Raw genomic sequence first — 26,488 nt, 5'->3', positions numbered from 1 at the left:
CGTTAGGGACAACCCGGGCCCCTGCCCGCGACCGGACCGCGCCGCGGGCAATTCTGCTGCTAGAAGCGCGCCAGGAGCCCCTGGAACATCGCGGTCAGGTCCAGATCGGCATACATGGTGACCATCACGGCAAGGGCGGCGATGAGGTAAAGAGCGAGGCTGTCGCGTGACTGGGATGACATGATGGATTTGATACAAATTGCGTTGAACTGCATCCTGTGTAGCGGATCGGGCGCGGCGAAATCATGGCGCAGTTCAGGTCAATTGCGCCATGGTTAAGCAAGCGTTGCGCCTGCAGCTCAGGCCGGCCCGAGCGGCGTGATCTCGACGCCCATGGCGTCGGCAAACCGCTCGAAAAAGCCATCGATGATCTTCTGGGCCGAATTGCCGACAATGGCCTTGCCCAGCTTCATGATCTGGCCCGATGCGCCGCCCGTCGCCCCGAAGGAGAGTAGTGTCGCCGCACCGTCATCGGTCAGGGTGATGTCGGCGCTGCCTTCGGCAAGACCCAGCAAACCGCCCTTGCCCTTGCCCGACAGCGTGTAGCTTCGGGCCGTATCGACATTGGACAGCGCCAGTTCCCCTTTGAAGACTGGCTTCATGACGCCCAGATTGACCGTAATGGCCAGGTCCAGCGTAGCCGGGCCCGACCAGTCAATATAACTGCAGCCGGGGATCGCCGCCTTGAGCATCTGGGGATCGTTGAGGGCGTTCCAGACGGCCTCGCGACCGGCGCCGATACGATAGCGTCCGCCGAAATCCATCAGACGAGACGCCCCTTCAGGGTCCGGTTTGCTGTAGCGCCGCCGGGGCATTGGGGCATTGCGGGTTCCCACTCTTTACGTGCGGCTTTTTCGCACCAATATGATCTAAATAGTTGTCCCGACGCCGACTTGCAATTGTCAGGCCGGGCCGCAAAAGCAATCTAGAGCCGACCGGCAGCTTGCCGGATCGGCCCAGTTCAAAGGGAGCCCAGCATGACCGACCAAGTGACCACCACTGCGACCCCTGCCAGCACCGTTTCCGTGCTGAACGAGAAGCCGTTGCAGTATCTGGACAAGGCCGTCAACGCCATCCGCGATCTGGGCATCTGGCCGGAAAGCCAGGGCGAGGCGCCGATCACGGGCCTGCTGCAGCAGATTACCGAACTCGACGAAACCCGGGTCATCCTGATCGGCCGCACGCTCAGCCAGGCCAGCGCCTTCAATGAGGTGGTGCGCGAGCAGGTCGCTGCAATGAAGATCGGCGAGCGCTACGAGGACATTACCAAGGGGTTTGACTCCATCCGCGACGATGCCAAGGGCATGGTCGACCAGCTCCAGGACAACAAGATCGACGCCTTCGAGCGCGTCTCCAATGTCTGGATGAAGATCAGCCGCGGTGACATTGCCACCCGCTTCAACAAGATCCGCGACACCTACCTCGCCGTCACTGCCGATACCAAGGACCAGATCGACCGCGAGCACACCATTCTCGAGGCCTATCGCGACTTCCGCGGCGCGCTCAAGCAGTCCGAAGTGATGGCGCTAGAAGTGCTGGCAACGGCCGAAACGCGCCTCAATGAAAAGAAGAACATCCTGCAAAAAGCCGCTGACGAGCTGGCGGCCTATGCCGGCAACGTTCCCGCCGATCGCGCCCGCCTTGAAATGGCGCGCGACGAGCGCCTGCGCGAAATGCAGAACGAGGAAAAGCGCTACCAGATCGCCAAGGACCTCTCCGATAACCTCACCATTTCCTACAATACGTCGGAAGTGGTGATGGCGCGGCTGATGCAGACCACCAACGCCAAGGAGCGCGTCTACCAGCAGTCGATCTCGTTCTTCTCGACCAACGAGACCGTGCTGACGGCGCTTTCGGCCTCGTTCACCGGCATGTTCGGCCTGCATGAGAGCACCGAGACGCTGAACGCGATGAAGGAAGGCATGAGCAAGTCGCTCGAGACGCTTTCGGAGATCGGCGACAAGGTGCAGGAAGAAGCCGTCCGGGCCGGCTATGGTCCGACCGTGCGCGCCGATGCCGTCAAGAAGCTGGTCGATAGCGTGGTCAACTTCCAGGAGAAGAGCCGCACCATCATCAACGAGATGCGCGTGGCCTCTACCAAGAACTCGGCCGAAATCCGCGATGCCGTGGAAGACGGCAAGCGGCGCCTGGCGACGCTGGCCGCAGAGGGCAATGCCCTCCTGCTCGAAACCCGTTCCTGAGACGCCGGGACAAGGGGTGAAGGCCATTTATGAGTGACGCGACGGCAAAAGCCGCTGCCCCTCTGGACGAAGTCATGCTGGCGATGGACGTGGTCGACACGCTCCGTCACCGGCAGGATCTGGTGACGCGCGAGCTCGACGGGGCAGCACGCGAAAAGCAGCTTATCGAGAAGCTGCGCGCGGTTTACCACCAGCAGGGCATAGACGTGCCCGACCATATCCTGCGGGAGGGCGTGTCTGCACTCGCCGAAAGCCGTTTCACCTATGAACCGCCCGCGCCGGGCTTTGGCACGACGATGGCTCGCCTCTATGTCGGCCGCAAGGTCTGGGGCCGTCCGGTGATGGTGGCGCTCGTGGCTCTGGTGGTGTTGGGCGTTGGCTATTTTGGCATCTGGCAGCCCTATCAGCGCGGGCAGGCCGAGCAGGCCCGCATCGAGCTGACCGAGGGCCTGCCGGCGCAGATGGATGCGCTCTACCAGACCATCTACGATGAGACCAAGGTGCAGGTGGCCGTGACCGAGGCCGAAGCGCTGGTCGCCCGGGGCAAGGCCTATGCCGCCGAAGGCAATCGCGAGGGCGCCGAAGACAGCGTCGCGCGGCTGACCGAGCTGCGCGACAAGCTCCGGCAGGAATATTCGCTGCGCGTGGTCAACCGCCAAGACGTGCAATCGGGCTTCTGGACCTTCCCGGAGGTCAATACCGACGCCACCAACTACTATATTGTCGTCGAGGCACTGACGCCCGATGGCGATGTCCTGTCCCTGCCCATCCTCAACGAGGAAACCGGCCAGACGGAAACTGTCTCGATGTGGGGCCTGCGGGTCTCCGAGGAGGTCTATGACTCCGTAGCTGCCGACAAGCGGGACGACGGCATCATCCAGTCCAACTTGATGGGCCGCAAATCGAGCGGTTTCCTTGATGTTCAATACGCCGTGCCCGTCATGGGCGGCGCCGTGACCCAGTGGTAAGCCCATGAGTATACGTGGCCCACAGGCTCTGGCCAGCCTTGAAGAGGCGATGCGCGACATCCGCCGCGAGGAGGATGAAGTTTCCAAGCGCGTGGCGCGCGCCGCCGAGCGGCTGAGCAAGACGCGCGAGAACGAAGCCGAACTGTTCCGCCAGCTGGCGCGCCTCAGGCTCGATCCAGCCTTGCAGGCAGAACTGGACGGCCGGATTTCGGGGGCGGAAGCCAAGGCACGCGAAACGCTCAAGGCCCACGCCAAGGATGTGAGCAAGGCCGAAAAAGCCATCAATACGCTCGATGCGCAGCGTGCCGAACTGGCCGAAAGGCGCGCGGAAGCGCTCAGGCTTCTCTCCGAGCAGCAGGCTGAGTTCGATGCGCTGAGCAAGGCGCAGTCGGCTCGTCTCGCCACCGACCCGCTCTTCCTCGCCCAGCGCAGCGAAACCGAGGAGCTTGACCGGATCGCCGAGCAGTCGCGCCGCAAGACCGAGCAGGCCGAAGCGGATCGCGACGAGAAGGGCAGGCCGTATCGCGACGATCCGCTCTTCATGTATCTCTGGGATGCCGGCTATGGCACGTCCAGCTACAAGGCCGGCAATCTCACGCGCTATCTCGATGGGCTGGTGGCCAACCTGGTCGGCTTCGCCAAGGCCCGGCCCAACTACGCCATGCTCAACGAAATTCCGCTGCGGCTGCGCGAGCATGCCGAGCTGCAGGAAGCCAATGTGATGGCGGCCGAGGCGCGGCTACTGGCCTTGCAGACCGAAGCCGTGGATGCCGCGGGTGGCAAGCCGATACGCGAGGCGATGGCCAGGGCGCAGGCCGAGATCGAAAAGCTCGATGTGGACATTACCGCCATCGAGGACCAGCGCGACGCTGCCGCCGCCGAACTGCGCGCCCTGGCCGAAGGCCGCGACCCCGCCTTTGAAAGCGCGGCAGCCGAGCTGGCGGCCGCCCTGGGCCGGGAGGACATCAAGACGCTGCTCGCCGATGCGCGCCTGACCCGCACGGGACAGGACGACACCATTGTCGCCCAGATCGATGATGCGCGCGCGCGGATGCGCGAGGAGCAGGAAGAGAGCCGCGAGCAGCAGGAGCGCCTCAAGACCCTGGCCGAGCGGCGCCGCGAGCTGGAGGACATCCAGTGGGAGTTCAAGAAGCAGCGGTTCGACGATCCCGGTTCGAGCTTCAGGGAGGATCGCCTCGTGGGCGACCTGCTCAACGACTTCCTGCGGGGCGGGATTTCGGCGGCCAGCTACTGGGACCAATGGCGCAAGAGCCAGAACTGGGCGCCGGGCAGCGAATGGGGTGCGGGCTACAGGCCGACACGCCAGAACAGCTCGAACTCTCCCTGGCCACCCAGCGGCAGCGGTTTTGACTGGCCGGATAGCTCCATTTCGGGATCGTCCGGGCGCAAGAGCAAGCCATCCAGCGGCGGCTTCGGTGGTGGTTGGGGCAGCGGGTCGTCGGGCGGATCATCCGGCGGCGGCTTCTCGCGCCCCCGCACCGGTTCCTCCGGCACGCGCAAGCATGGCGGCTTCAAGACGGGTGGAGGGTTTTAGGGGGCTACTCGATACCTTACCCCTCTCCCCTTGCGGGAGAGGGTGGGTTTTCGCGTCCAGCGAAAAGCCGGGTGAGGGTTCTCTCCGCACAGTCCGCGTCCGGCAATAGACCGCTGACCCCCTCATCCGCCCCTTCGGGGCACCTTCTCCCGCAAGGGGAGAAGGGAGGACCGGTGCAAAGCTCAGTTCTGCTTGGGCTGGGCCATCAGTTCCCAGACATTGCCTTCGCTGTCCTCGAAATAGGCCGAATAGCCCCACTCGCTTTCGGTGCCGGGGGTGATGATCGAGCCGCCTGCGACCAGCACGCGTTCGAGGATCTCGTCCACTGCTTCGGGACTTTCGGCCCGGTGTGAGAGGACAAAGCCCGGCGTGCCTTCGAGGCTTTCGGGCTTGCCGGCGGTCTGGGCGATCTGCTCGCGCGGGAACAGGACGAAGGAAAACTTGTCGTCGAAGAAGAAGGCGACATGATCCTCGCCGGCCCCGATCTGCTCGTCGGCAATGTCGAACAGGGTCCGGTAGAAGGCGAAGGCGCGCTCGAGATCGTCGACGCCGACGGTGATGATGGAAATTTCTGGCTTCATGGTTCAGACCTTGTCTGCACCAGTGGAAAAGAGCGCCTCGAACTGGCCTTCTTCGATGCGGGAGGCGGCGATCACCGCCTGGGTGCGGCTATCGACATCGAGCTTTTGCAGGATGGCCGAGACATGCGCCTTGACCGTGGCTTCCGAAATCGTGAGCTCGTAGGCGATCTGCTTGTTCATCAGCCCGTCGCTGAGCATCATCAGCACGCGCACCTGCTGCGGCGTCAGGGTCGAGAGCCGCTTCATGAGCGCGGTGTGATCATCTTCGCCGCCCAAAGTCGTGCCCTGGGGCACGAAAACCTCGCCCGACAGCACGGTTTCGATGGCGCGGCGGATCTCGGTGGGGCCCACCGACTTGTGCAGGTAGCCGGCGGCGCCAAGCTCGAAGGCGCGCCGCACCACCGTCGCATCCTCAACCGCGGAAATGATCATCACCGGAATATCGGGATATTGCGCGCGCAGCAGCAGAAGCCCGGAAAATCCGCGCACGCCCGGCATGTTGAGATCGAGCAGAACCAGGTCGCAATCGCGATCGGCATCGAGCGCGGCGCTGAGGCTGGTGAGGTCCCCGGCCTCCTCAACGTTCACCGTCGCGTCACCGCCAGCCAGGGTCTGCCGGAGGGCCGCCCGGAACAGGGGGTGATCGTCAACGATGATGATGCGGCGGCGCGTCATGAATCAAACCTGTCATAGAGGGTCCGTTGCGGACCTGAATCGCACGGTTTTCCGGCGGTTGCCCTTGCATATTGCGACAATGCTTAACGGGTTCTTTACCATGTTTTCCCAAGAGTGGCCGTTAGACCTTCGTGTTGAATCGCGAGGGGTCCGTCTATTTTGACGAAGGACCTGTCATGCCCCGCGCCTACAGCCACCCGAGTTACGCAGAACCGGCCCAAGATCCTGGCGCAGGTGAGTGGCAGGCTTTGCGCGGAGAATTGGTCGCCCTGCTCGACAAGGTGGAAAGCCACTACGGACAGGCCGGGGCGGAACCCGAAGCCCCGGCAATGACCGGCCTCGCACAGCGCGTGCGCCACCTGCGCGATCAGGTCGGCACCCCCGAGCCGATCAACCGCCGACGCGAAGCGCTGCGCACCGTCAAGCGGGCCGTGGATCGTTTCAGCGAGCGCGACGCACTGCCGGCCGACGATGACGGGGTCGACGACCTCACATCGGCCATTGCCGAAATCCGCAGCCGCCAGGGCGCGGCCCCGATGCCGCAGCCGATGCGCCGCGCCAGTGACATGCCAGAAATCCGCGAACTCGGCTCCCTCGTCGGCGGCATGAGCCAGCGCCTAGAGCGGCTCGAAGGCGAACTCAAGTCGCAGCGCTCCAATGCCGGCCATGTGCGCGAAGTGGCCAGCCAGGTCGAACAGCTGACGCAGGTGGTGGAACTGCTGGCGGGCGCCGTTGGCGAGACCGGTCAGGTCAAGCGCCTCGAAGCCCAGATCGCGGCGCTTGGCGCCATGATCGAAGATGGCCCGCGCAGCGACCTGTCGGTGCTCAATGCGCGGCTCGACGACGTCTCCACCACGGTGGGCAAACTGGCCGAACTGCAGGCCCAGCAGATGGAGCGCGAGATTGCGCGTGACCAGCGCCGCAATGCGGAGAGCAAGTCCGACGCCTTTGCCGTGCTCGCCCCGGCCGTGCAGTCGATCGAAGATGGCGTGCGCAATGTCTATGACCGGATCGACGCCATCGAGCGTTCGGTGGCGCTGTCTTCGGGCGATTTCGAACGCCTGACCAGCGAGATGGCGGCCTTTACCAAGGCAGTACAGAGCAAGGCGGGTGATCCCGGCGCCCTGGCCGGCCAGGTCGAGGCGCTTGTCGCCCGGCTCGACGCCGCCGATGGCGGCAATGCCGAAGTGGCGGCGCTGAAGGCCGACATGGCCGCGCTGCGCAATGCGGTTCTGGCCGGCATGGAGCCGCGCTTCAGCCGGCTGGAAAACCAGATCGAGGCGCTGAGCGAACGCATCGTACCGGTCGACACGGGCGCAGTGGAAAGCCAGCTCAAGCTGCTGATGGCGCGGATGGACGATGCCGGTGCCCAGCTCGACGGCCTCGCGCGGCTCTATCACGCGGCCGAAGAACGACCCGCCATGGAATCGCTGGCCGACCTGGTCGCCGAGCGCGCCTCAGAGGCGTTCAGCCGCAAGGCCCCTGCCCCCGTCGCCATGTTTGGCCCCGAAAGCCTCAAGAGCATCGAGGATCGCCTGACCGGGCTGATCAAATCGGCCGGCAAGACGCCCGACTATGAGCAGCTGGCCGAAATGGTCGCCACGCGCACCTCGGAAGCCATCCGGGTGCCAGCCGCCAACGGGCTCAGCGACGAAAACATGGCGGTACTCGAAAAGCGCATGACCGCGCTCTTCAATACCGCCGGCAAGGATACGGCCGAACGCCTGACCCGTCTCGAAGCCGTGCTGGCCGGCAAGGCCGAAGCGGCCCCCGCGCCCGCAGCGCCTATGGCACCGCCCGTGCCGGCGAAGGCCGCAGCCCCCGCCCAACCCGTTCGCGATCCGGTCGACGACCAGTTCGAGCAGGCCCTGCGCGGCGAAGAGATGTCGGAAAATCGCCTCGACGCAATCCTGGCCGGGCTCACCAACAGCCAGCCCGACGCCATGCCGTCCAATCCGGCTGACGACGTGCCGCTGATCGACCAGGGTATTCCCGAGCGCAAGGTGGGGCGCGCCAACGCTGTTGCGGCAACCCGCCAGGCCGTGGTGGAACGCCCGGCAGCACCCAAGCCCGCACCGGCTGGTTTCGACCCGAGCCAGGCCGAGCGGCCGCCGCGCCCCCTGTCGAGCTTTGCCGAACAGGGCGCCGATCCTTTTGCCCCCCGCCCTGCCGACAAGCCGGCAGGCACCGCACCGGCCCAGACCAGCACCAGCACGTTCGTTGCTGCTGCACGCCGGGCGCAGCGCGCCAAGCAGGAAGACAGTCAGGCCGCCGACAGCAATTCGCTGATCGCCCGGGCCCTGTCGCGCGTTCGACCCAAAAAGGACGCAGAAGCCATCTCGGCTGAGGCGCAAGCCAAGCCGGCACCGAAGGCCGAAGCAAAAGTCGAGCGCAAGCCGCGCAAGACCGAGAAGCCGGCGCCCGTCATGGTGCCGGAAGCGCCGAAACTTTCCGATGACGGCGAGACCCGACCCGGCTTCCTGACCCGCAATCGCCGCCCGCTGCTGCTGGCGGCAACGCTCGTGGCGGTGTCGATGCTGGCGCTCAACCTGGTCATGCAGCGCATGGCGCCCGCGACGCCGGCGACAGTGTCCGAGGCAGCACCTGCCGCCGCCAACCCGGCGCCATCGGATGACCAGTCCGCCATCGTGCCGCCCCGCGTCATTGACATGGTGGATGTCACGGCGACCGGCTCGATCAATCCAGGCGAGCCGATGAGCTTTGCTCGCTCGACCGCGCTTGCGACCTCGACCCCGATGCCGCCGACGCTGGCCGCCAATGGGGACCGCGTCGCCTTTGCCCTTCCCGGGGACGAGGTTGCGCCGGAAACGACCGGCTCGATCGAAACGCCGGTGCCCGGCGCCGACACGATGAGCGAAACCTTCGACCTCCCGCCCGAAGCTGTGGGCCCGCTTGAATTGCGCGAAGCCGCGGCCGCGGGCAATGCCCGGGCCCAGTTCGAAGTCGCGTCGATCTTTACCGAGGGTCAGGCGCAGGAAAAGGACCTGGCCGAGGCAGCACGCTGGTATGAGCGCTCGGCCGCACAGGGCTTCGTGCCCGCCCAGTACCGTCTCGGCAATCTCTACGAGATGGGCTCGGGCGTAGAAAAGGATCTCGAGCAGGCCCGCCTCTGGTACCAGCGCAGCGCCGAGAGCGGCAACCGCATGGCCATGCATAACCTCGCCGCGCTCTATGCCGGCGGGGAAATGGGCCAGCAGGAGTTCGAGCTGGCTGCCGAGTGGTTTGCCCGCGCGGCAGCACATGGCATGACCGACAGTCAATTCAACCTGGGCATGCTTCACGCCCGCGGTCTCGGCGTCGAACAGGACTTCGAGCAGTCCTACAAGTGGTTCTCCCTCGCCGCTGCCAGTGGCGACCAGGATGCCGCAAAGGCACGCGACGATATTGCCAAGTCCCTGTCGGCCGAGGCGGTCGGGCGTCTCGATGACGAAGTAGCCGCCTGGACGCTACAGCCGATTGACCTGGCCGCCAATTTTGCGCCGATCGGCACCTGGTCGCCCAGCTTTGATCCGGGTGCTGCCATCGACAATGGAGAGGTGGTGGCGCGGGTCCAGCAGGCGCTGAACCGGCTCGGCTTCGACGTGGGTACGTCAGACGGCGTGGCCGGCCCCAAGACGCGCGATGCCATCAAGGCCTTCGAGAAGGCCACGGGCATGAGCGAGATGGGCATTATCAATCCGCGGCTGCTCGCCGTGCTCGGCAGCCAGCCGGTCTAGTTTCCGCTCCCTGTGACCGCCATGGCCCGGACGCCGGTTCGGGCCATATTATTTTGCCGCACTTGTGAGCCTTACTTATTGTTGACGGACCATCCCTTAGGATGGGTCAGCGACATTCTTACGGGACCCCAGGATCTTGCAGATCTATCTGCCGATCGCCGAGCTTTCCGTGAACCTCTTCTTTCTCGTGGGGATCGGAGGGGCCGTCGGCTTTTTGTCCGGCCTGTTCGGCGTTGGCGGCGGGTTTCTGCTCACCCCCCTGCTGATCTTTTCCGGCGTGCCCACGGCCGTGGCCGTCGCCTCGGTGACCGGGCAGGTCGTGGCCGCCTCGACGTCAGGGGCCCTCAGCCATTACCGGCGCGGCGGCGTCGACCTGCACCTGGCCTTGTATCTGGTGCTGTCCGGCGTCCTGGGCGCCTTTGGCGGGGTGGCAGCCTTCGACCTGCTGCGCGGCGCCGGCCAGCTCGATCTCGTCATTTCGCTGGGTTTCCTCATCCTTCTCGGTTTTGTCGGCGTGCTGATGCTGCAGGAAGCTGTGCGGGCGCTGCTCAAGCGGCGCCAGGGCATCGTCGTGCGCGAGCGCCTGCCCAATCAGCATAACTGGATCCACGGCCTGCCGCTGCGCGTACGCTTCAAGAAGAGCCGGCTCTATATCAGCGTGCTGCCGGTGCTGGTCATTGGCCTGTTCATCGGTTTCGTCGGCTCGCTGCTGGGCATTGGCGGCGGCTTCATCATGGTGCCGGCGCTGGTCTATCTGCTGCGCGTGCCCGGCTCGGTGGTCATCGGCACGTCCCTGGCGCAGGTCGTGGCGATGATGGCGGCAACGACGATCCTGCATGCCGTGCAGAGCCAGAGCGTCGATATCCTGCTGGCCTTCTGCCTGATGGTGGGCGGTGTGGCCGGCGCCCAGTTCGGTGCGGCGGCGGGCAAGCATCTGCGCGGCGAGCAGCTGCGGGGGCTCCTGGCGCTGCTGGTCCTGGCCGTGGCCATCCGTTTCGGTCTGTCGCTGGTGCTGACGCCGAATGACGTCTTCTCCATGGCCGTGGCAGGGTGAGCGCGATGATCCGCATGCTTGTCGCCCTCATCGTCATCCTGGCTTGCACACTGCCCTCTGCCGCCGAGCGGCTGATCTCGGGCATCTCCACCGATACGGTGCAGATCACCTCGAGCTTCGACGGCGAGCGCATGACCTTTTTCGGCACCATTGCGCCCGATGCCGGCGCCGAACAGCGCTATGTCGAGGGGACCTATCACGCCGTCATCGTCGTGATGGGACCAACCCAGGATCGGGTGGCGCGCAAGAAGACCCGCAATTTCGGCATCTGGCTCAATACCGAGCAGGTCGAATTCGAGGGCTTTCCGAGCTATTTCCACGTACTCTCGAGCGCAAGGCTCGATGACATTACCGACGTCAATACCCTGACCACCAATTTCATCCTGCCCGAGTCCCATGCGATTTCGCCCAACCCGGCGGGCTGGTGGCAGACCCTGACCTTTGGCCGCGAACTCATCCGGCTGATGTCGGAGGACGGCCTGTTCGGCGTGCAGGAAACCGGGGTGCGGTTTCATTCGGACGTGTTCTATTCGGCCCAGCTGGTGCTGCCGAGCAATGCACCGCCGGGCCCCTATATCGCCCAGACCTATCTGTTCAAGGATGGGGAAATCATCGCCCGCAAGTCGGATGGCTTTGCCGTGCGCAAGATCGGCTTCGAACGCTTCTTGGCCCTCGCCTCGACCCAGTCGCCCTTCCTCTATGGCCTTGCCTGCGTCGTGCTGGCGCTGTTCACCGGCTGGCTTGGCGGCGTACTGTTCAGGCGGTGACTCGGGCCTTGTGAAGCCGTCACCGCCGGGCTTGACCCGGTGGTCCATCTCGCCACGGCATGGATTGCCGGTACAAGCCCGGCAATGACGAAAGAGCGAGAGCCTCGTGTTCTGCCTCAGCCGCCCACCAACCGCTTTACCGGCACCGGATAGGTGCGGTCGCGGCCCAGCATGACCACTTCCAGTGAGGGCCAGTTGAAGAGGCCGAAAAACGCCTGCGAGAGAATGTTGAGCGCGCCGGTGGAGCTGCCATAGGCGGGCAGGATCATCAGCCGGCTGTCATGCACGAAGCAGGGTTTTCGCGTGGTGCGGCCATCCATCAGCAGGCGGGCGGCCGGATGCAGGTGACCGGCGACGAGGCCGGTCTGGCCCTTCTTCGGCTCATGAGTGAGAAAGAGACCTTCAAGTTCCAGCTCCGGCAGGCAAGTACCGCCGATGGCATGGGGCGCCGGATCATGGTTGCCGGAAAGCCAGATGCATTCGACCATTTCGGTGATGGCATCGAGCCGCATGCGGTCGGCCGGCGTCAGCAGGCCGGCGGAGTCGGGTCGATGGAAACTGTCGCCCAGAGCAATGAGTCGCTTTGCGCCCGTCCGCCGAAGGTCAGTTTCCAGCCGCGTCAGCGTCATGGCCGTATCATAGGGCGGCAACATCTGGCCTCGCCGGGCAAAGCTCGCCATCTTCTCGAAATGCAGGTCCGCCACGAGCAGGGTTTCGCGCGCGCGCCAATAAAGGGCGCCCGAGGCGAGAGGCTCGAAATTATGACCGGCGAAACGCAGCACTGATTGGTCCGGGATGGAGGCAGAAAGGGCGGCGTTGTTCATATAGTTTTTCGTACCATTCGTGGCCAGACCCGAGGCCTGCCATTCGAGCACAGCTCTCATGGCCTTTCGCCTCAAATCGCTCCACTGGAGCGATTTACCCTTCGGGACGGCTCAAAGCCTCTCTCAGCAACTCCTCTGCGGCATCAGCCATAGCTGATTCCCGCGCTTCCCCGAAAATCGGTTCCTTGCCGATGTCGAGCATGACCGGCACGGCAAGCGGGGAAATCTGCTGCAGGGGCTTGTGGACGATGTGGTGCCGGATGCGGCTGAGCATCTGCCCGAGCCGCTCGATGTCGAGCAGGCCCCGTGCGGCGTCGCGGCGGGTGGCTTCGATGAGAATATGGTCGGGCTCGTGCTGGTAGAGCACGTCATAGATGATGTCCGAGCTCATGGTGATCTGGCGCCCGGACTTTTCCTTGCCCGGATGCCGCCGCTCGATCAGCCCGGAAATGATCGCGCAATTGCGGAAGGTGCGCTTCATCAGCGCGCTCTCATCGAGCCAGGATTCGAGATCGTCGCCGAGCATGTCCTCATCGAAGAGCTCGTCGAGCGAGAGCCTCCCGGTACGGATCAGCGCCGAAAGATCGCCCAGCCCCCAGACGGCCAGAGCATATTCACTGGCAACGAAACCCAGCGGCCGGGCGCGCATGCGCTCCAGGCGGCGGGTCAGCAGCATGCCCAGGGTCTGATGCGCCAATCGGCCCTCGAAAGGATAGCAGACGAGGAAATTATGGGTGCCGCGCGGAAAGGTTTCCACGAGGAGACTATCGCGCCGCGGCAGCACGGAAAGATCGCGCTGCAGGCGCAGCCAGTCCGATACCTGGTCGGGCAGTTTGGACCATTCGGCGGGGCTGTCCATGATGCGACGTACGCGCTCGGCGAGGTAGGTAGAGAGCGGGAATTTGCCGCCCATATAGGACGGGATTTTCGGGTCCTTGGCAAAGGCCCGCGACACGAAGGCCTCATTGTCCTTCATGCCTTCAAAGGCGACGATTTCGCCGCCGAACATGAAAGTGTCGCCCAGCGACAAGGTGCCGAAGAAATATTCCTCCATCTCGCCCAGCACGCGCCCGCCCGCCCCGATCGGCCCGGTGGTGCGGCCGGTCTTCTGGCCGCGCGCCCGCACCAGCCGGACGCGCACCATGGGTTCCTCGATGATGGTGCCGATATTGAGCCGATATTGCTGGGCCACGGCCGGATGGGAAATCCGCCACTTGCCATCATCCATCTGCCGGAGGCGCGCATAGCGCTCATAGGCGCGCAGGGCGTAGCCGCCGGTGGCGACGAAATCGAGCACCTTGTCGAATTTTGCGCGGGTGAGATCGCGATAAGGCCAGGCGCGGATCACTTCCGCATAGAGATCGTCGGCGAGAAAGGCATCGGCGCAGGCCATGCCGAGCACATGCTGGGCCAGCACGTCATAACCGCCCGATTGCGGGTCTTCGCTGTCCTGATGCCCTTCCGACACGGCCTCCACCGCCGCTTCGCATTCGAGCACTTCGAAGCGGTTGGAAGGCACCAGCAATGCCTTGGAGGGCTCATCGAGCCGGTGATTGGCGCGGCCGATGCGCTGCAGCATGCGGCTCGAGCCCTTGGGCGCGCCCACCTGCACCACGAGGTCCACATCGCCCCAGTCGATGCCCAGGTCCAGCGTCGAAGTACACACGACCGCCTTGAGCTTGCCCGAGCCCATGGCCGCCTCGACCTTGCGCCGCTGTTCCACCGAGAGCGACCCGTGGTGGAGCGCAATGGGCAGCATGTCCTCGTTGATGTTCCAGAGCCCCTGGAACAGCAGCTCGGCCTGCGAGCGGGTGTTCACGAAGAGCAAAGTGGTCTTGTGCGCCTTGATCGTCTCGTAGAGCTCACGATGGGCATAGACCGCCGAGTGCCCGGCCCAGGGCAGGCGCTCCTCGGTTTCGAGAATGCTGAGTTCCGGCGCCGCACCGCCCACCATGCGCAGCAGGTCGGTCTGCCCGTCGGGATGGGGCTGGGCAATCCAGTCGCGCAAGAGATCCGGCCGCGCCACCGTTGCCGACAGCGCGGTAATGCGCATGTCCGGCGCGAGTTTTGCGAGGCGGGCGAGACCGAGCGAGAGCAGGTCGCCACGCTTGGAGGTGACGAGGGCATGGAGTTCGTCGAGGACGACGCGCCGCAGCGTCCCGAACATCAGCTCGGCCTGCGGATGGGAAATCAGCAGGGCCAGCTGTTCGGGTGTGGTCAGCAGCACATGCGGCGGCTTTACCCGTTGCCGGGCGCGCTTGGACGCCGGCGTATCACCGGTTCGCGCCTCCACGGTGATCGGCAGTCGCATCTGGGTGATCGGCGTCGAAAGGTTGCGCTCGACGTCTACGGCAAGGGCCTTGAGTGGGGAAATGTAGAGGGTGTGCAAGCCCTCGAAATCGCCATCGACGAGATCGGAAAGGGTCGGCAGGAAGCCGGCCAGGGTCTTGCCGGCGCCGGTCGGCGCGATCAGCAGCTGGCTGGCGCCGGATTGATATGACGCCAGAACATCGCGCTGATGCTGGCGCGGGGCCCAGCCGCGCGCCTCGAACCAGTTTGAAATGACGGGCGGGAGGGATGAGGTCACGGCGACGCCGCCGGTCGCGCGAATAAACCCCCACCCTGCTTCGCGACGGACTTGGCAGTCGCCAAGTCCTGCTCAGCTTCCCTCCCCACAAGGGGGAGGGCGAGGAAGGAGCCGAAGCCGTTCAGTATCCGGGCATCTGCAGTCTGCGCCTCCCTCCCCCTTGTGGGGAGGGAATGAGGGTGGGGGGTTTCGCGCACACGGAAAAGAGACACGTTGAACCTTCTGCAAATCACCTCAGACCCTATATGATGGGCCTGACCCTGCCAAACAGAGTGAACCGATGACAGAAGATCCAAGATCATATTCCCGTTCCAGCTTCGAGCGGTTGATCGGCGGCAGGCCGGTCCCGGTGCTGCTGAAGCTGGTGGTGATCTCGCTGCTGGTCGGCTTTGGCATGGCCCTGTTTGGCCTTGATCCGGCGAGCCTGGTGCGCGGCGTGGTCGATCTCATTGAGGAAGCGCTCCGCGACGGAGCCGGCGTGTTCCGCCAGATGGGCGCCTATATCATCACCGGCGCCGTCATCGTCGTGCCGATCTGGCTGCTGCTGCGCCTGACCCGCGCGCGCTGACATGGTCGATACCGTCTCGATCACGCCGAAAAACGTGCTGTCGCGGCTGGTGCCGCATATTCTCGAGATGGAGAGCCAGGCGCGCGGGCAGCGGATCGCCATCGGCATTGCCGGCGGACCGGGCGTGGGCAAGTCGACCTTGTCGGCCGAACTGGTCGCCATGCTCAATGCGGTCAAGCCCGGCAGCGCGGCACTGGTACCCATGGACGGCTTCCACATCAAGCATGCCAAGCTCGAAGCCATGGGTGCAACCGACCGCAAGGGCGCGCCGCATACATTCGAAGGCGCGGAATTCGTGAGCTTCCTGCACCATCTCAAGCATGCGACCGGGCCCGTCAGCGGGCCGGGCTATATCCGCAGGATAGAGGATACGGTGGAGGATGCCTTCACCGTCGCGCCTGACGTCCGGGTGCTGGTGGTCGAGGGCAATTATCTGCTGCTGACCCAGGGCGAATGGGCCGGGGTCAAGGCGATGCTCGACTATGCCGTTTTCCTCCACGTGCCACGCGACCTCGTGCGGGTCCGGCTGATGCATCGCCACGGCGAGGAAGGGCTCTTTTCCGAAGAGCGCAACCGCGCCCATATCGAGCGCAATGACCTGCCCAACTATGATCTTGTCGAACAGTCGCGCGAGCGGGCCGATGTGGTGTTTGAACTGGAGGTGGAGCGGTAGTCTCACCCGTTCTTCCGCGGGTCGTCACCACCGGGCTTGTCCCGGTGGTCCATGGATTGTTGGGACAAGCCCGGCAATGACGTTGAACACAAGACTGCGCTTGATCTGATACCGGTCTATCGGGCTAGTACGGTGCCTGCCCATTCCCGAGTCCCCTCCCATGACCACCCGCCCCCAGCATCCATTCGACGTCCGCCATGCCGATGTCTGGAAGATCGCCCTGCCCGCGTCCGTCGCCTTCATCACCGAGCCCATGGTGGGTCTGGTCGACATTACCGTAGTCGGGCGGCTCGGAGATGCGGCCCTGCTGGGTGGGCTGGTGCTGGGCGCACTGGTCTTCGACGTGCTGTTCTCGCTGGCCTATTTCCTGCGCATCGGCACGGCCGGGCTCGTGGCGCAGTCGGTGGGCGCGCGCGATCCGCGCAATGGGCTCCTGCATGTCAGCCGGGCGCTGATCCTCGGCACCATCATGGGTCTCCTGATGATCCTTTTCGCCGCGCCCATTCTCTGGGCGTCCGAGGCAATCCTGGCGCCAGAGGCCGGGGTGCGGCAGGCGCTGGCGGACTATTTCCATGTCCGCATCTGGTCGGCGCCGTTTTCGCTGATCAACTATGCACTGCTCGGCTGGTTCTATGGCCGCGCCGAAGCGCGCACCGGCATGATGGTGCAGATGCTGCTCCATGGCATCAACATCGTGTGCAGCATCGTCTTGGTTTATTGGCTCGGCTGGGGTGTTGCCGGCGCGGCGGCCGGAACCGTGATCGGACAGGTCGTGGCGGCGCTGCTCGGCCTGTACCTTATGGCCCGCACCTATGGCGGCCTGCGCGCGCTGGCAGCCCGGATCGCGCCGGGAGAGCTGGGCGACGCTGCCGCCATCAGGCGCATGTTCGGCCTCAGCCGCGACCTGATGATCAGATCGATGGCGCTGATGGGCGCCTATGCCTGGTTTGCTGCGCAGGGCTCTCGCATGGGCGAGGTTGCGCTGGCGGCCAATGCGCTGCTGCTCAACCTGCTCATGGTAGTCGGCTTCTTCCTCGATGGCATCGCCCAGGCGGGCGAGCAGTTGACCGGCAAGGCGGTCGGCGCCAATTGGCGGCCGGCTTTCGACAGGGCCTATGGCCTGTCGCTGCTCTGGGGCCTCATCATCTCCGTGAGCCTTGGTCTGGTCTTCTATCTCGCCGGCCCCGCCATCATCGGTTTCATGAGCACCAATGACGATGTGCGAAACTATGCGCTCGACTTCCTACCGCTGGCCGCCCTTTGCTCTCTGACCTTCATGCCCGCCGTAGTGCATGATGGCATTCTCGTCGGCACGACGCAGAATGTGCTGATGCGCAATGGCATGGTGGCGTCGCTGCCGGTTTTCCTCGGCGCAGCGCTGATCCTGCAGCCGCTCTGGGGCAATTGGGGCCTGTGGGCCGCGCTGCACATCTGGTTCCTGACACGCGGCCTCATCTACTGGTGGGCGCTGGGACGCCGCAAGGCCGGCCTGTTCAGCCCGGCCTGACTGCATACCATCCAAAAACGCAGTTCCGTCCTCGCGCCCGACGCGAGGACCACTATCCGCGCGCGCCTCTCGCAATTTGGGCTGTGGCGGCTGGCCCTCGGATCAAGTCCGAGGGCGGCACAGTGGGTGGATGGCTATCGCGTTCAGTCGACCCTGCCGTCCGCCCAATCCGCAGTCTTCGTCCCCACCAGTTCGGAGATATTCTTCTTGCCAGCCGAACGGACCTCGGCAACCAGGCCGCGCTTGATGCGGTCGAGCAGGTCGAGCCCGCCAAAAACCAGCGCCGAATAGAGCTGGATGGCATTGGCGCCGGCTTCGAATTTCTGCAGCGCCGTCTGCGGCGAATGGATGCCGCCCACGCCCACCAGCGGCAGCGTGCCGACGCGCTGGCGCATCTGCGCGAGGCGCTGGGTCGAGAGCGCAAACAACGGCTTGCCCGAGAGGCCGCCAGTTTCGGTTGCGTTTTCCATTTCCGCTACTAGATCGCGCGAAATCGTGGTGTTGGAGACGATCAGCCCGTCGAGATCGGTGTCGAGAATGACGCGCGCCACGGCATCCATACCGGACTCGTCGAGATCGGGCGCGATCTTCAAGAGCACCGGCACGCGGGTCCTGGCCTTGGCGCGGGCCGCCAGCACTTCGCCGAGCAGGCGCCGCAGCGCCTCGTCGGCCTGGAGATTGCGGAGACCAGGCGTATTGGGCGAGGAAATGTTGACGGTGAGGTAATCGGCGAGGTCGGCGAAGCGTTTGACGCCCAGGACATAGTCGGCGACGAAATCCTCGCTATCCTTGTTGGCGCCGATATTGACGCCGAGCGCGGCCGGCACGCGCAGGCCCTTCAGCCGCGCAAAGGCCGCGTCGTGGCCCTCATTGTTGAAGCCCATGCGGTTGATGACGCCGTCGGCCTCGGCAATGCGGAACAGGCGGGGCTTGGCGTTACCGGCCTGCGGTCGCGGCGTCACGGTGCCGATCTCGACCATGCCAAAACCCATCAGCGCCAGCGGGCGTGGCACTTCGGCATTCTTGTCAAAGCCTGCCGCCATGCCGACGGGGTTTTTCAGCTCCAGACCGCAGAGAGTGGTCGCCAGTTCCGGCGGATCGGCATGCTCCTGTTGTGGCGCCAGGCCCAGCCGCAGGGCGGTAATGGTGGCGCCATGGGCCGTTTCCGGATCCATGCGCAGCAGAGTGTCCCTGGTGAGATTGGCCAGGCCCGCATTGCGCAGCAGCGGCGACAGGGCGGAGAGGATCATTGCACGGCCTCCGGCAGCACGCAGTTGCCGTCGGCATCGACACTGATCGGCTCCTCCCACTCGACATGGCTCAGGTCCAGCGGACCGCCATAGAGATGGGGAAACAACTGACCGCCGCGCGACGGCTCCCACACAAGGTCCTGACCCAGATCACCGGCGCGCACCGCCAGCAGCACCAGATCGGCCTGACCCTTGAAGTGCAGGCGCAGGGTTTCGGGCAATTGGGCGGCGGTCGAAAAGTGCATGTAGCCGTCGGCCGCATCGATCGGCATGCCGGCGTAAGACCCGGCCTGGCGGGCCGGCGCAAAGCTGGTGCCGGTTGCGATCTTGTAGATGAACTGGGGCGTTTCGGGCATGCGTCAAACCTTGTGCAGGCAAAGAACCGATCGGTTGCCGGGGTAATGCGGAATGGGGCGCTTTACAAGCGGCTTGGGAGGGGTATAGGATTGTTTTCTTCTCTAAGACACAATTCCTTTCCGGGTGCAGCCATGCTCTCACATCGGGCCATTTGGGATGGCATTGACTCGCTGGCGCGACGGCAAGGCGTATCCGTCTCGGCGCTGGCCAAGCTGGCCGGGCTTGATGCCACCGCCTTCAACGTCTCCAAGCGCATCAGCAAGGACGGGCGGGAACGCTGGCCTTCGACGGAGAGCATTTCCAAAATTCTCGAAGCGACCGGGGAGAGCTTTGACAGCTTTCTCAACGGAACCGGAGCTTTCCTGTCCATGCAAGGCGGATTTTCGGAGCCCGGCGGCGGCCTGCGCAACATACCCCTATTGGGTCTCGCCCAGGCGGGTAGCGGCGGGTTCTTCGACAGCGCCGGCTTTCCGGTGGGCCACGGCTGGGACGAGGTAGCGCTGCCCACCCCCGACGATACCGGCATCTATGCCCTCGAAATCTCGGGCGACAGCATGGAGCCGCTCTATCGCGAGGGGGACAGGATCGTCGTTTCGCCTACCGAACAGGTCCGCCGTGGGGACCGGGTGGTGGTCAAGACCCATGAGGGCGAGGTGATGGCGAAAATCCTCTTCCGCCAGACCGCCAAGCAGATCGAGCTGCATTCGATCAATCCGGCCTATGAGCCGATCCTGCTCGACATTGTCGATATCGAATGGATGGCGCGCATCATCTGGGCCAGCCAGTGAGGGTGGAGCCGGCCATCGCCGCCGATGCCGCGGACTGGACCAGGATGCGCACGGCGCTGTGGCCCGAAGGCGGCGAGGCCGAGCATGCAGAGGAGATTGCGCGCCTGCTCGTCGATCCGGGCGAGACCCTCAACCTGATCGCACGAAGCGATGCGGGAGTGGCGCTCGGCTTTCTCGAAGCCAGCCTCCGTCGGGACTATGTCGAGGGCTGCAGCACTTCGCCGGTGGCCTTTCTCGAAGGCATTTTTGTCCAACCGGAGGCGCGCGGCCAGGGCGTGGCCCGTGCCATGGTGTCGAAGGCCGAGAACTGGGGGCGGCAGCGCGGTTGCACCGAATTCGCCTCTGATGCGGCGCTCGACAATTTTGCCAGCCACGACATGCATGCCGCGCTGGGCTTCGAGGAAACCCGGCGCGTCGTCTATTTCAGGAAATCCCTCTGACCTGCCAGCTACGGCCGGCTCGCACGAAGAGATCGGCGAGAATGCGCGGCATTGCCGCCGTCTCCGCCAACTCTCCTGGTTCGGAGCGGAGGCGACGAACGCGGCCTCCTCCGAAAGCACAAAGGTCTGCCACGGTTTGCCGCTCGCTACGGCTTCCAGGACCATCCGTTCGCCGTTTCGCACCACACGAGTGCCGGTTGCGCGAGGCCGGATCGGCGCGCGAGCGGTCGGTCATCACCATCACCTGGCGATGGATACTTTGCCGCTACTGGTCGTGGTTGGTCGCGGCGGCCAGGGGCAGCGCCACGGCGAGCATCGAGAAGAGGCGGCTCCCCGCCTCTTATCGTTTAGCAACAATTTTTGTTCCACTCATGTGCTTTTATTATTGTACAACGATAATTTTCATGCAACCAATTCGGCACAGATCGGAGACTGGACATGAACACTGGATTGACGCCGGCTGACGGCAGAGTCGTGGCGATGGACGTCGCGCCGCGCATGGTATTGTTGTTCAACGGCCTCGCCATCGGCGCCGTCACCCTGGCAACATTGCTGCCCCTGGCTTCGGTCGCCTACTGGCTGCTGGTCGATCCGGCCGAGGCGCGGCAGATGACGGGCGTACCCGCCGACCTCCTGCCAGACATCACCATGGGGCAGCGCCTCGTTGCAGCGCTCGTCGCCCTGATCACCTGCCTGCCCCTGGCTTGGGGCCTCGCGCGTCTCAGGACGTGCCTTGGCAGCTTTGCCGATGGACGCCCCTTTGCCTCCGATGGCGTGGCCGGTCTGCGTGACTTCGCCTTGGGCAGCATGGTGGCGGCCCTGGCCCAATTGGCGGGTCATACCGCGATGGGGCTGGTCCTGACCTGGAATGCGGCACCGGGCCACCGGCAGCTCGTGCTGCGCGTCGACAGCGACATGCTGTTGCTGGCCATGTTCGCCAGCACGATCGCGGCGCTGGCCTGGGCCATGGAAAAGGCTGCAGCCCTCGCCGAAGAAAACAGCCAGTTCATCTGACCATGGCAATCAGGGTCAATCTCGGCGTCGTGCTGGCGCAGCGTAATGTGAAGTCCAAGGACCTTGCTGAATATATCGGCATCACCGAGGCCAATCTGAGCCTGCTCAAGCAGGGCAAGGTCAAGGGCATCCGCTTCGATACGCTCGAAGCCATCTGCCGATACCTCGACTGCCAGCCGGGAGACATTCTCGCCTTCGAGGATGAGCCGACCCCGGCGGAATAGACTTTTCACCCAAGGAGAAATGATATGCGGTTCCTTTCCGGCGCCGTCGCGATGGCGCTTGCCTGCCTTCCGGCGACCACGGCCATGGCCGAAACCCTGCAGCGCAGCGATGGCAGTGCCATTCACTATCACCTTGCCCGCCCGGACGGGCCGCCTGAGGGCCTCATCCTCATTGCCCAGGGGTCTGGCTGTGCGCCGGCCGCGACCAATCCCTCGCTGGCGGCGGTACGCGATGCCTTTGCCGGCTACGCTGCCCTGACGGTGGAAAAATCCGGCGTCACGCCGGAGGCCGGCATTGTCGACGGCTTTACCGACTGCCCGGCGGCGTTTCACGACACCTATACGCTCACGCAGCGGGTGGAGGATTACCGGACGGTGCTTGCCCATCTGCGGCGGACCGGGGGACTGGAGGGACAGAGGCTCGTGCTGTTCGGCGGCTCCGAAGGGGGGCTGGCCGTCGCACGGCTCGCCGCCACGGAGAAGCCTGTCGCCACGATCATTCTCTCATCGGCCACCGGCCTGTCGCTGGAGGAGATCATTCTCATGACCCTGCCGCCGGAGGGCCAGGCCGCCGTGTCGGCGGGGTTTGCGGCAGCCAGGGCCGATGACGAAGGCGCTGCGCTGTTCGCTGGGTCGTCGCATCGCTTCTGGGCCGATATTCTCGACCAGCGCGCCCTCGACACCATGCTCGAGAGCACCGCACCCTTCCTGGTCATCCAGGGCGGTCTCGACACGTCCAGCCCGCCGGCCGCATCGCGACCGACCCTCGACGCCTTTGCCCGGGCCGGCGCTTGCGGGCTCACCTATTGGGAGTTTCCCGGCCTCGACCACGGAATGCTGACACCAGACGGGCAATCCCGGCTGACCGCGGTGCTGAACATGGCGGCCCTTTGGGCCGAACGGCCCATGACCGCCTGTTGATTATAGCCCTGGACCTAGGCGGTCAGCTTGCCGTCCAGGGCCTTCTGAATGAGGTGGCGCGTGTTCTCGATGCCGTAGAGCGCGGCGAAGGAGCCGAAGCGCGGGCCGCGTTCCTGGCCGATCAGCACCTGGTAGAGCATCTGGAAGAAGTCGCCGGATACGCCGGGACCGCCGCTGGGGCTCTGCTTGGTGTGGTCCTGGTAGCGCTCGATGGTACGGGCCACATCGAGAGCAGCGGTCTGGATGGTTTCGTTGTCGGCGTCGGCGGGCAATTCACCGAAGGCGGCCGACAGCTTTTCAAGCGCGGCTCGTTCGACCGCGTCGGGGGCACGGTAGGTCTTCTTCACGAAGTCGCGGAAGTAGCGCATGGCGTAGCCGACCAGCGCATCGAGCTGGGGATGGGTCTTGGCCGAAACGCCCGGCGCATAGGCCGAGATATAGCCCCACATGACTTCCGGGGTTTCCGGGTTGGACGCCGTAGCCAAGTTCAGCAGCAGGCCAAAAGTGACCGGCATGTCGATCTTGGGCACATTGCCGAAATGGACATGGAAAGCTGGATTTTCGAGCCGTGCAGCCGCTTCCTGGCGCTCGAAAGCGGCGACGAACGAGAAGTATTCGTCCACGGCGCGCGGAATGACATCGAAATGCAGGCGCTTGGCGACGCGCGGCTTCTGGAACATGTAGAGCCCCAGGCTCTCCGTCGGCGCATAGGTCAGCCATTCATCGATGGTCAGGCCATTGCCCTTGGACTTGGAGATCTTCTGGCCTTCGGCGTCGAGGAACAGCTCATAGACATAGTGCTCGGGCGGGGTGCCGCCGAGGATCGAACAGATCTTGTCGTAGATATGCTGGTTGGTCTGGTGGTCCTTGCCGAACATCTCGAAATCGACACCCAGGGCCGCCCAGCGCATGCCGAAGTCCGGCTTCCACTGTAGCTTCACATGGCCGCCGGTGACCGGCACGGTGGTGTCGCGGCCGTCTTCGTCCTCGAAGGTGACAGTGCCATCCCTGGCGTTGACTTCCTTCATCGGCACATAGAGCACGCGCCCCGAAATCGGCGAGATCGGCAGGAAAGGCGAATAGGTCGCCTGCCGTTCGGCCCCAAGCGTGGGCAGCATGACATCCATGATCGCCTGGTAGCGTTCGGCCGCGAGGCGCAGCACGGTGTCGAACTGGCCGGACTTGTAATAGTCGGTGGCGCTGGCGAACTCGTAGTCGAAGCCGAAGGTGTCGAGGAAACGCCGCAGCATGGCGTTATTATGCTCGCCAAAGCTCGCATATTCATTGGTCCACGGATCGGGCACCGCCGTCAGCGGCTTTTGCAGATGCGGCTCCATCGCCTCCTTGGAGGGGACGGTATCCGGGATCTTGCGCATGCCGTCCATGTCGTCGGAAAAGCACAACAGGCGGGTCGGAATCTGGTCGCGGGTCAGCAGGCGAAACGCGGTGCGGACCATGGTGGTGCGCGCCACTTCGCCGAACGTGCCGATATGGGGCAGGCCCGAGGGACCATAGCCGGTCTCGAACAGGGCTTCGCCCTTGCCCGACTTTTCCAGGCGTTTGACCAGTTTGCGCGCTTCCTCGAAGGGCCAGGCGCGCGCGGTCTGCGCGGGCTCGAAGAAATCGGGGTCAAGTTCGGGCAAAGCGGCTGGCGACACGGGCTGGCGGCCTTTCGGTGGGCAGGAAGACACAAAGCCCGGTCAATGCACCGGAACCGGGTCAACGTCAATGTCGCAGGTGGTTGCGCAGGGGGGCGCAAGCGCCTAGTTCTTGGTCCTGTTCGCAACGGGGACTGCCACGATGACTCATGCCCATGACGCCCTCATCCACCTGATGATCGTGGCCGCCTCATCAGACAGTGCGATGAGCGAGAAGGAGCTCAAGCGCATGACGGCGCTGATCGAGCGCCTGCCGGTGTTCGACGGCTTCGACATGGATCGGCTGGAAGACGTCGCCAATGAATGCGCGGACCTGCTCAACGGTCCCAACGGCCTTGATCGGGTGGTCGCCGAAGCGGTCGCCGCCCTGCCCCCCAAGCTGCAGGACACGGCCTATGCCTTGGCTGTCGAACTGACGGCCGTGGACCTTCACCTGGAACAGGAAGAACTGCGCTTCCTCGAAATGCTGCGCGATCACCTGAGCCTTGACCGGCTGACGACGGCGGCCATCGAAGTCGCCGCGCGCGCCCGCCATCGCCGCATGCCGAGCTGAGTTATCAGCCGGCATGGAAACCGCGCTCTACCTGCCCGTCAAAGCCTTCCTTGAAGCGGCCGGCTATGTGGTCAAGGGCGAGGTCGGCGGTTGCGACCTGGTCGGCGTCAGCGCCACCGATCCTGATGTCATCGTCGTGTGCGAACTTAAGCTCAGCTTCAATCTCGAGCTGATCCTGCAGGCAGTGGACCGTGCCACCATCGCCGACGAGGTCTGGATCGCGGCGCGCCTGTCCAAGGGCAAGGGACGCGAAGCCGACAAGCGCTATCGCCAGCTCTGTCGCAGACTGGGCATCGGCATGCTGGGAGTAACCGATGAGGGCGTGGTCAGCATCATCGTCAGCTCCGTCGCACCCATGCCGCGCACCAATTCCAAACGGCGCTCGCGCCTGGTGCGCGAACACCAGCGCCGGCAGGGCGATCCGGCTCTTGGCGGCAGTACCCGCGTTCCCATCATGACCGCCTATCGCCAGCAGGCGCTGACCTGTGCCTTGGCCATGCTCGATGGCCCGCTGCGACCGCGCGACATACGACCGGCCGCACCCGATGCGGGCAAGATCCTGCTGGGCAATGTCTATGGCTGGTTCGAACGGGTCCGCCCCGGCGTCTATCAGTTGACCGAGGCCGGTCGGTCTGCCGCCGAGCAGCATCGCCAGTTGATGGCCTGAACCGGCCCCTCAGTAAAATCCTACCGGGAACCAGCGCAGATAGAGTTCGTCGAGCGCGCCGCTTTCCTTCAGGCGCACCAGCGCCCAGTCGATGGCATGGCGCACCGGATCGTGTCCGGCCGGCACGGCGATGGTCATGCCTTCGCCGAACAGGCTCGGCCGGAAATAGGCGCCGCCGGCAAAGCCGCAGCAGCCGAGGTTCTCATTGAGCCAGAAGGAGGCCCGCATGGCGTCGCCAAACCAGGCATCAATGGACCCCGACCTGACCGCGTCGAGCCCGGCAATCTCGCTGTCGAAGCCGACGCGCTCGACATCGGGCAGGTAGCGTTCGAGAAAATCCTCATGGGCGCTGCCTGCTCGTACGCCGACGCGCTGCTCGATCAGCCCCTCGGGAGAGAAGCCTTCAACAGCATCGGCCTGGGTCACGAAGCGGCCCGGCAGGGCGAGATAGGCGGAGGAAAAATCGAACTGCGCCCCATTCTCGTCGGTCATGGCGAGGCCCGCGATCAGGGCGTCCCCCTGGCTTTCCGAAAGCGCCGTTGCTGCCTGGTCCCATGGCCAGGCCTGGATGGTGCAGGCGACATTGACCTCGGCGCAGATGCGCTTGGCCAGATCGATATTGAAGCCGACCAGTTCCCCGCCTTGGTCCCGGAAGTTGAAGGGCGGGAAATCGGCGGTGGTCAGAAAGCGGATCGCCGGAATGGGCGTGAGGCTCGGCAGCATTTCACGTGCATCGGGATCGGCATGATAGGGCATGGTCTGGGCGAAGGCGGGGGTGGCGAGCAGGGCCAAAGCCAGCGCGCCCAGCGTGCGGCGCCACCCCACCCTTGATCCCTCCCCCTCAAGGGGAGGGAGACGATGAACTCCGGCGCCTCGGTCCTGCGCCTCCCTCCCCTTGAGGGGGAGGGAATGAGGGTGG

26 protein-coding genes are annotated in these 26,488 nt (G+C 64.7%); 16 read left to right on the top strand and 10 right to left on the bottom strand.

Annotation, left to right across the window (positions count from 1 at the left end; genetic code table 11):
• Positions 1-59: 59 nt before the first annotated feature.
• Positions 60-182 carry a hypothetical protein gene (locus MQW79_RS16010; RefSeq protein WP_476585461.1) on the bottom strand — a complete coding sequence of 41 codons (123 nt, stop codon included), beginning with the start codon at positions 180-182 and terminating at the stop codon, positions 60-62.
• A gap of 117 nt (positions 183-299) precedes the next feature.
• Entirely contained in the window at positions 300-764 is a 465-nt protein-coding gene (locus tag MQW79_RS16005) for a CoxG family protein (protein ID WP_476585460.1), read from the bottom strand.
• Positions 765-977: 213 nt separating this feature from the next.
• On the opposite strand from MQW79_RS16005, the gene MQW79_RS16000 reads away from it, so the two are divergent.
• From MQW79_RS16000 to MQW79_RS15990, 3 genes are read left to right on the top strand one after another with little or no spacing between them, the layout of a single operon-like run.
• On the top strand, positions 978-2,201 hold the full coding sequence (locus tag MQW79_RS16000) for a cell surface protein (RefSeq protein ID WP_476585459.1): 1,224 nt from the start codon (positions 978-980) through the stop codon (positions 2,199-2,201).
• 29 nt (positions 2,202-2,230) lie between these two features.
• On the top strand, positions 2,231-3,169 hold the full coding sequence (locus tag MQW79_RS15995; protein WP_476585458.1) for a DUF6384 family protein: 939 nt from the start codon (positions 2,231-2,233) through the stop codon (positions 3,167-3,169).
• Positions 3,170-3,173: 4 nt separating this feature from the next.
• Positions 3,174-4,724 (top strand): coiled-coil domain-containing protein, encoded by a 1,551-nt coding sequence (locus MQW79_RS15990; protein WP_476585457.1) that lies wholly within the window; start codon positions 3,174-3,176, stop codon positions 4,722-4,724.
• Positions 4,725-4,906: 182 nt separating this feature from the next.
• Here MQW79_RS15990 and MQW79_RS15985 read toward each other — a convergent pair whose 3' ends face one another.
• Together MQW79_RS15985 and MQW79_RS15980 are read right to left on the bottom strand one after the other, a co-directional pair.
• Positions 4,907-5,305, bottom strand: coding sequence for a VOC family protein (locus MQW79_RS15985; protein ID WP_476585456.1), 399 nt, complete (start codon positions 5,303-5,305; stop codon positions 4,907-4,909).
• 3 nt (positions 5,306-5,308) lie between these two features.
• The gene (locus MQW79_RS15980; RefSeq protein WP_476585455.1) at positions 5,309-5,980 is read right to left on the bottom strand and encodes a response regulator; all 672 of its coding nucleotides are present in this window, start codon (positions 5,978-5,980) and stop codon (positions 5,309-5,311) included.
• A 176-nt stretch (positions 5,981-6,156) separates the two neighbouring features.
• On the opposite strand from MQW79_RS15980, the gene MQW79_RS15975 reads away from it, so the two are divergent.
• From MQW79_RS15975 to MQW79_RS15965, 3 genes are all read left to right on the top strand, one after another.
• Positions 6,157-9,717, top strand: coding sequence for a peptidoglycan-binding protein (locus MQW79_RS15975; protein ID WP_476585454.1), 3,561 nt, complete (start codon positions 6,157-6,159; stop codon positions 9,715-9,717).
• Positions 9,718-9,853: 136 nt separating this feature from the next.
• Entirely contained in the window at positions 9,854-10,771 is a 918-nt protein-coding gene (locus MQW79_RS15970; protein WP_476585453.1) for a sulfite exporter TauE/SafE family protein, read from the top strand.
• Between the two features lie 5 nt (positions 10,772-10,776).
• The gene (locus tag MQW79_RS15965; RefSeq protein WP_476585452.1) at positions 10,777-11,538 is read left to right on the top strand and encodes a TIGR02186 family protein; all 762 of its coding nucleotides are present in this window, start codon (positions 10,777-10,779) and stop codon (positions 11,536-11,538) included.
• A 116-nt stretch (positions 11,539-11,654) separates the two neighbouring features.
• Here MQW79_RS15965 and pdeM read toward each other — a convergent pair whose 3' ends face one another.
• Together pdeM and MQW79_RS15955 are read right to left on the bottom strand one after the other, a co-directional pair.
• Positions 11,655-12,422, bottom strand: coding sequence for a ligase-associated DNA damage response endonuclease PdeM (gene pdeM, locus MQW79_RS15960; RefSeq protein WP_476585451.1), 768 nt, complete (start codon positions 12,420-12,422; stop codon positions 11,655-11,657).
• A gap of 34 nt (positions 12,423-12,456) precedes the next feature.
• Positions 12,457-14,949 (bottom strand): ligase-associated DNA damage response DEXH box helicase, encoded by a 2,493-nt coding sequence (locus MQW79_RS15955; RefSeq protein WP_476585450.1) that lies wholly within the window; start codon positions 14,947-14,949, stop codon positions 12,457-12,459.
• Between the two features lie 280 nt (positions 14,950-15,229).
• Here MQW79_RS15955 and MQW79_RS15950 point away from each other — a divergent pair, with 280 nt between their 5' ends.
• From MQW79_RS15950 to MQW79_RS15940, 3 genes are all read left to right on the top strand, one after another.
• Positions 15,230-15,517: a DUF6460 domain-containing protein gene (locus MQW79_RS15950; protein WP_476585449.1), complete on the top strand. Its 288-nt coding sequence runs from the start codon at positions 15,230-15,232 to the stop codon at positions 15,515-15,517.
• Between the two features lies 1 nt (position 15,518).
• Positions 15,519-16,190: a nucleoside/nucleotide kinase family protein gene (locus MQW79_RS15945; RefSeq protein ID WP_476585448.1), complete on the top strand. Its 672-nt coding sequence runs from the start codon at positions 15,519-15,521 to the stop codon at positions 16,188-16,190.
• Positions 16,191-16,350: 160 nt separating this feature from the next.
• Positions 16,351-17,697, top strand: coding sequence for an MATE family efflux transporter (locus MQW79_RS15940; protein WP_476585447.1), 1,347 nt, complete (start codon positions 16,351-16,353; stop codon positions 17,695-17,697).
• A 143-nt stretch (positions 17,698-17,840) separates the two neighbouring features.
• Here MQW79_RS15940 and MQW79_RS15935 read toward each other — a convergent pair whose 3' ends face one another.
• Both MQW79_RS15935 and MQW79_RS15930 read right to left on the bottom strand, forming a co-directional pair.
• On the bottom strand, positions 17,841-18,947 hold the full coding sequence (locus MQW79_RS15935; RefSeq protein ID WP_476585446.1) for a quinone-dependent dihydroorotate dehydrogenase: 1,107 nt from the start codon (positions 18,945-18,947) through the stop codon (positions 17,841-17,843).
• A complete protein-coding gene (locus MQW79_RS15930) occupies positions 18,944-19,303 on the bottom strand; it encodes a DUF952 domain-containing protein (protein WP_476585445.1) in 360 nt (119 codons plus the stop codon). Before MQW79_RS15930 ends, MQW79_RS15935 begins: the two co-directional genes overlap by 4 nt.
• 132 nt (positions 19,304-19,435) lie before the next feature.
• On the opposite strand from MQW79_RS15930, the gene MQW79_RS15925 reads away from it, so the two are divergent.
• The 5 genes from MQW79_RS15925 to MQW79_RS15905 all read left to right on the top strand — a co-directional run bounded on the left by MQW79_RS15925 (position 19,436) and on the right by MQW79_RS15905 (position 22,691).
• Complete coding sequence (locus MQW79_RS15925; protein ID WP_476585444.1) at positions 19,436-20,092, top strand: S24 family peptidase; 657 nt, start codon at positions 19,436-19,438, stop codon at positions 20,090-20,092.
• A complete protein-coding gene (gene aac(6'), locus MQW79_RS15920) occupies positions 20,089-20,532 on the top strand; it encodes an aminoglycoside 6'-N-acetyltransferase (RefSeq protein ID WP_476588252.1) in 444 nt (147 codons plus the stop codon). Before MQW79_RS15925 ends, aac(6') begins: the two co-directional genes overlap by 4 nt.
• 438 nt (positions 20,533-20,970) lie before the next feature.
• Positions 20,971-21,546 carry a hypothetical protein gene (locus MQW79_RS15915; RefSeq protein ID WP_476585443.1) on the top strand — a complete coding sequence of 192 codons (576 nt, stop codon included), beginning with the start codon at positions 20,971-20,973 and terminating at the stop codon, positions 21,544-21,546.
• A 2-nt stretch (positions 21,547-21,548) separates the two neighbouring features.
• Positions 21,549-21,770, top strand: a complete 222-nt coding sequence (locus MQW79_RS15910) for a helix-turn-helix domain-containing protein (RefSeq protein ID WP_476585442.1) — start codon at positions 21,549-21,551, stop codon at positions 21,768-21,770.
• A gap of 24 nt (positions 21,771-21,794) precedes the next feature.
• Complete coding sequence (locus MQW79_RS15905) at positions 21,795-22,691, top strand: alpha/beta hydrolase (protein WP_476585441.1); 897 nt, start codon at positions 21,795-21,797, stop codon at positions 22,689-22,691.
• 14 nt (positions 22,692-22,705) lie between these two features.
• Here MQW79_RS15905 and MQW79_RS15900 read toward each other — a convergent pair whose 3' ends face one another.
• Positions 22,706-24,349 carry a lysine--tRNA ligase gene (locus MQW79_RS15900; RefSeq protein WP_476585440.1) on the bottom strand — a complete coding sequence of 548 codons (1,644 nt, stop codon included), beginning with the start codon at positions 24,347-24,349 and terminating at the stop codon, positions 22,706-22,708.
• A gap of 142 nt (positions 24,350-24,491) precedes the next feature.
• Here MQW79_RS15900 and MQW79_RS15895 point away from each other — a divergent pair, with 142 nt between their 5' ends.
• Complete coding sequence (locus MQW79_RS15895; protein WP_476585439.1) at positions 24,492-24,902, top strand: tellurite resistance TerB family protein; 411 nt, start codon at positions 24,492-24,494, stop codon at positions 24,900-24,902.
• Positions 24,903-24,915: 13 nt separating this feature from the next.
• Complete coding sequence (locus tag MQW79_RS15890) at positions 24,916-25,569, top strand: DUF2161 domain-containing phosphodiesterase (RefSeq protein ID WP_476585438.1); 654 nt, start codon at positions 24,916-24,918, stop codon at positions 25,567-25,569.
• A 9-nt stretch (positions 25,570-25,578) separates the two neighbouring features.
• Here the strand turns inward: MQW79_RS15890 and MQW79_RS15885 are convergent, their stop codons facing one another.
• Entirely contained in the window at positions 25,579-26,394 is an 816-nt protein-coding gene (locus MQW79_RS15885; protein WP_476585437.1) for a transporter substrate-binding domain-containing protein, read from the bottom strand.
• Positions 26,395-26,488 lie beyond the last annotated feature (94 nt).

Source organism: Devosia sp. Micro-HW1, assembly GCF_056341075.1.
This window is presented reverse-complemented; position numbering and strand designations above follow the sequence as displayed.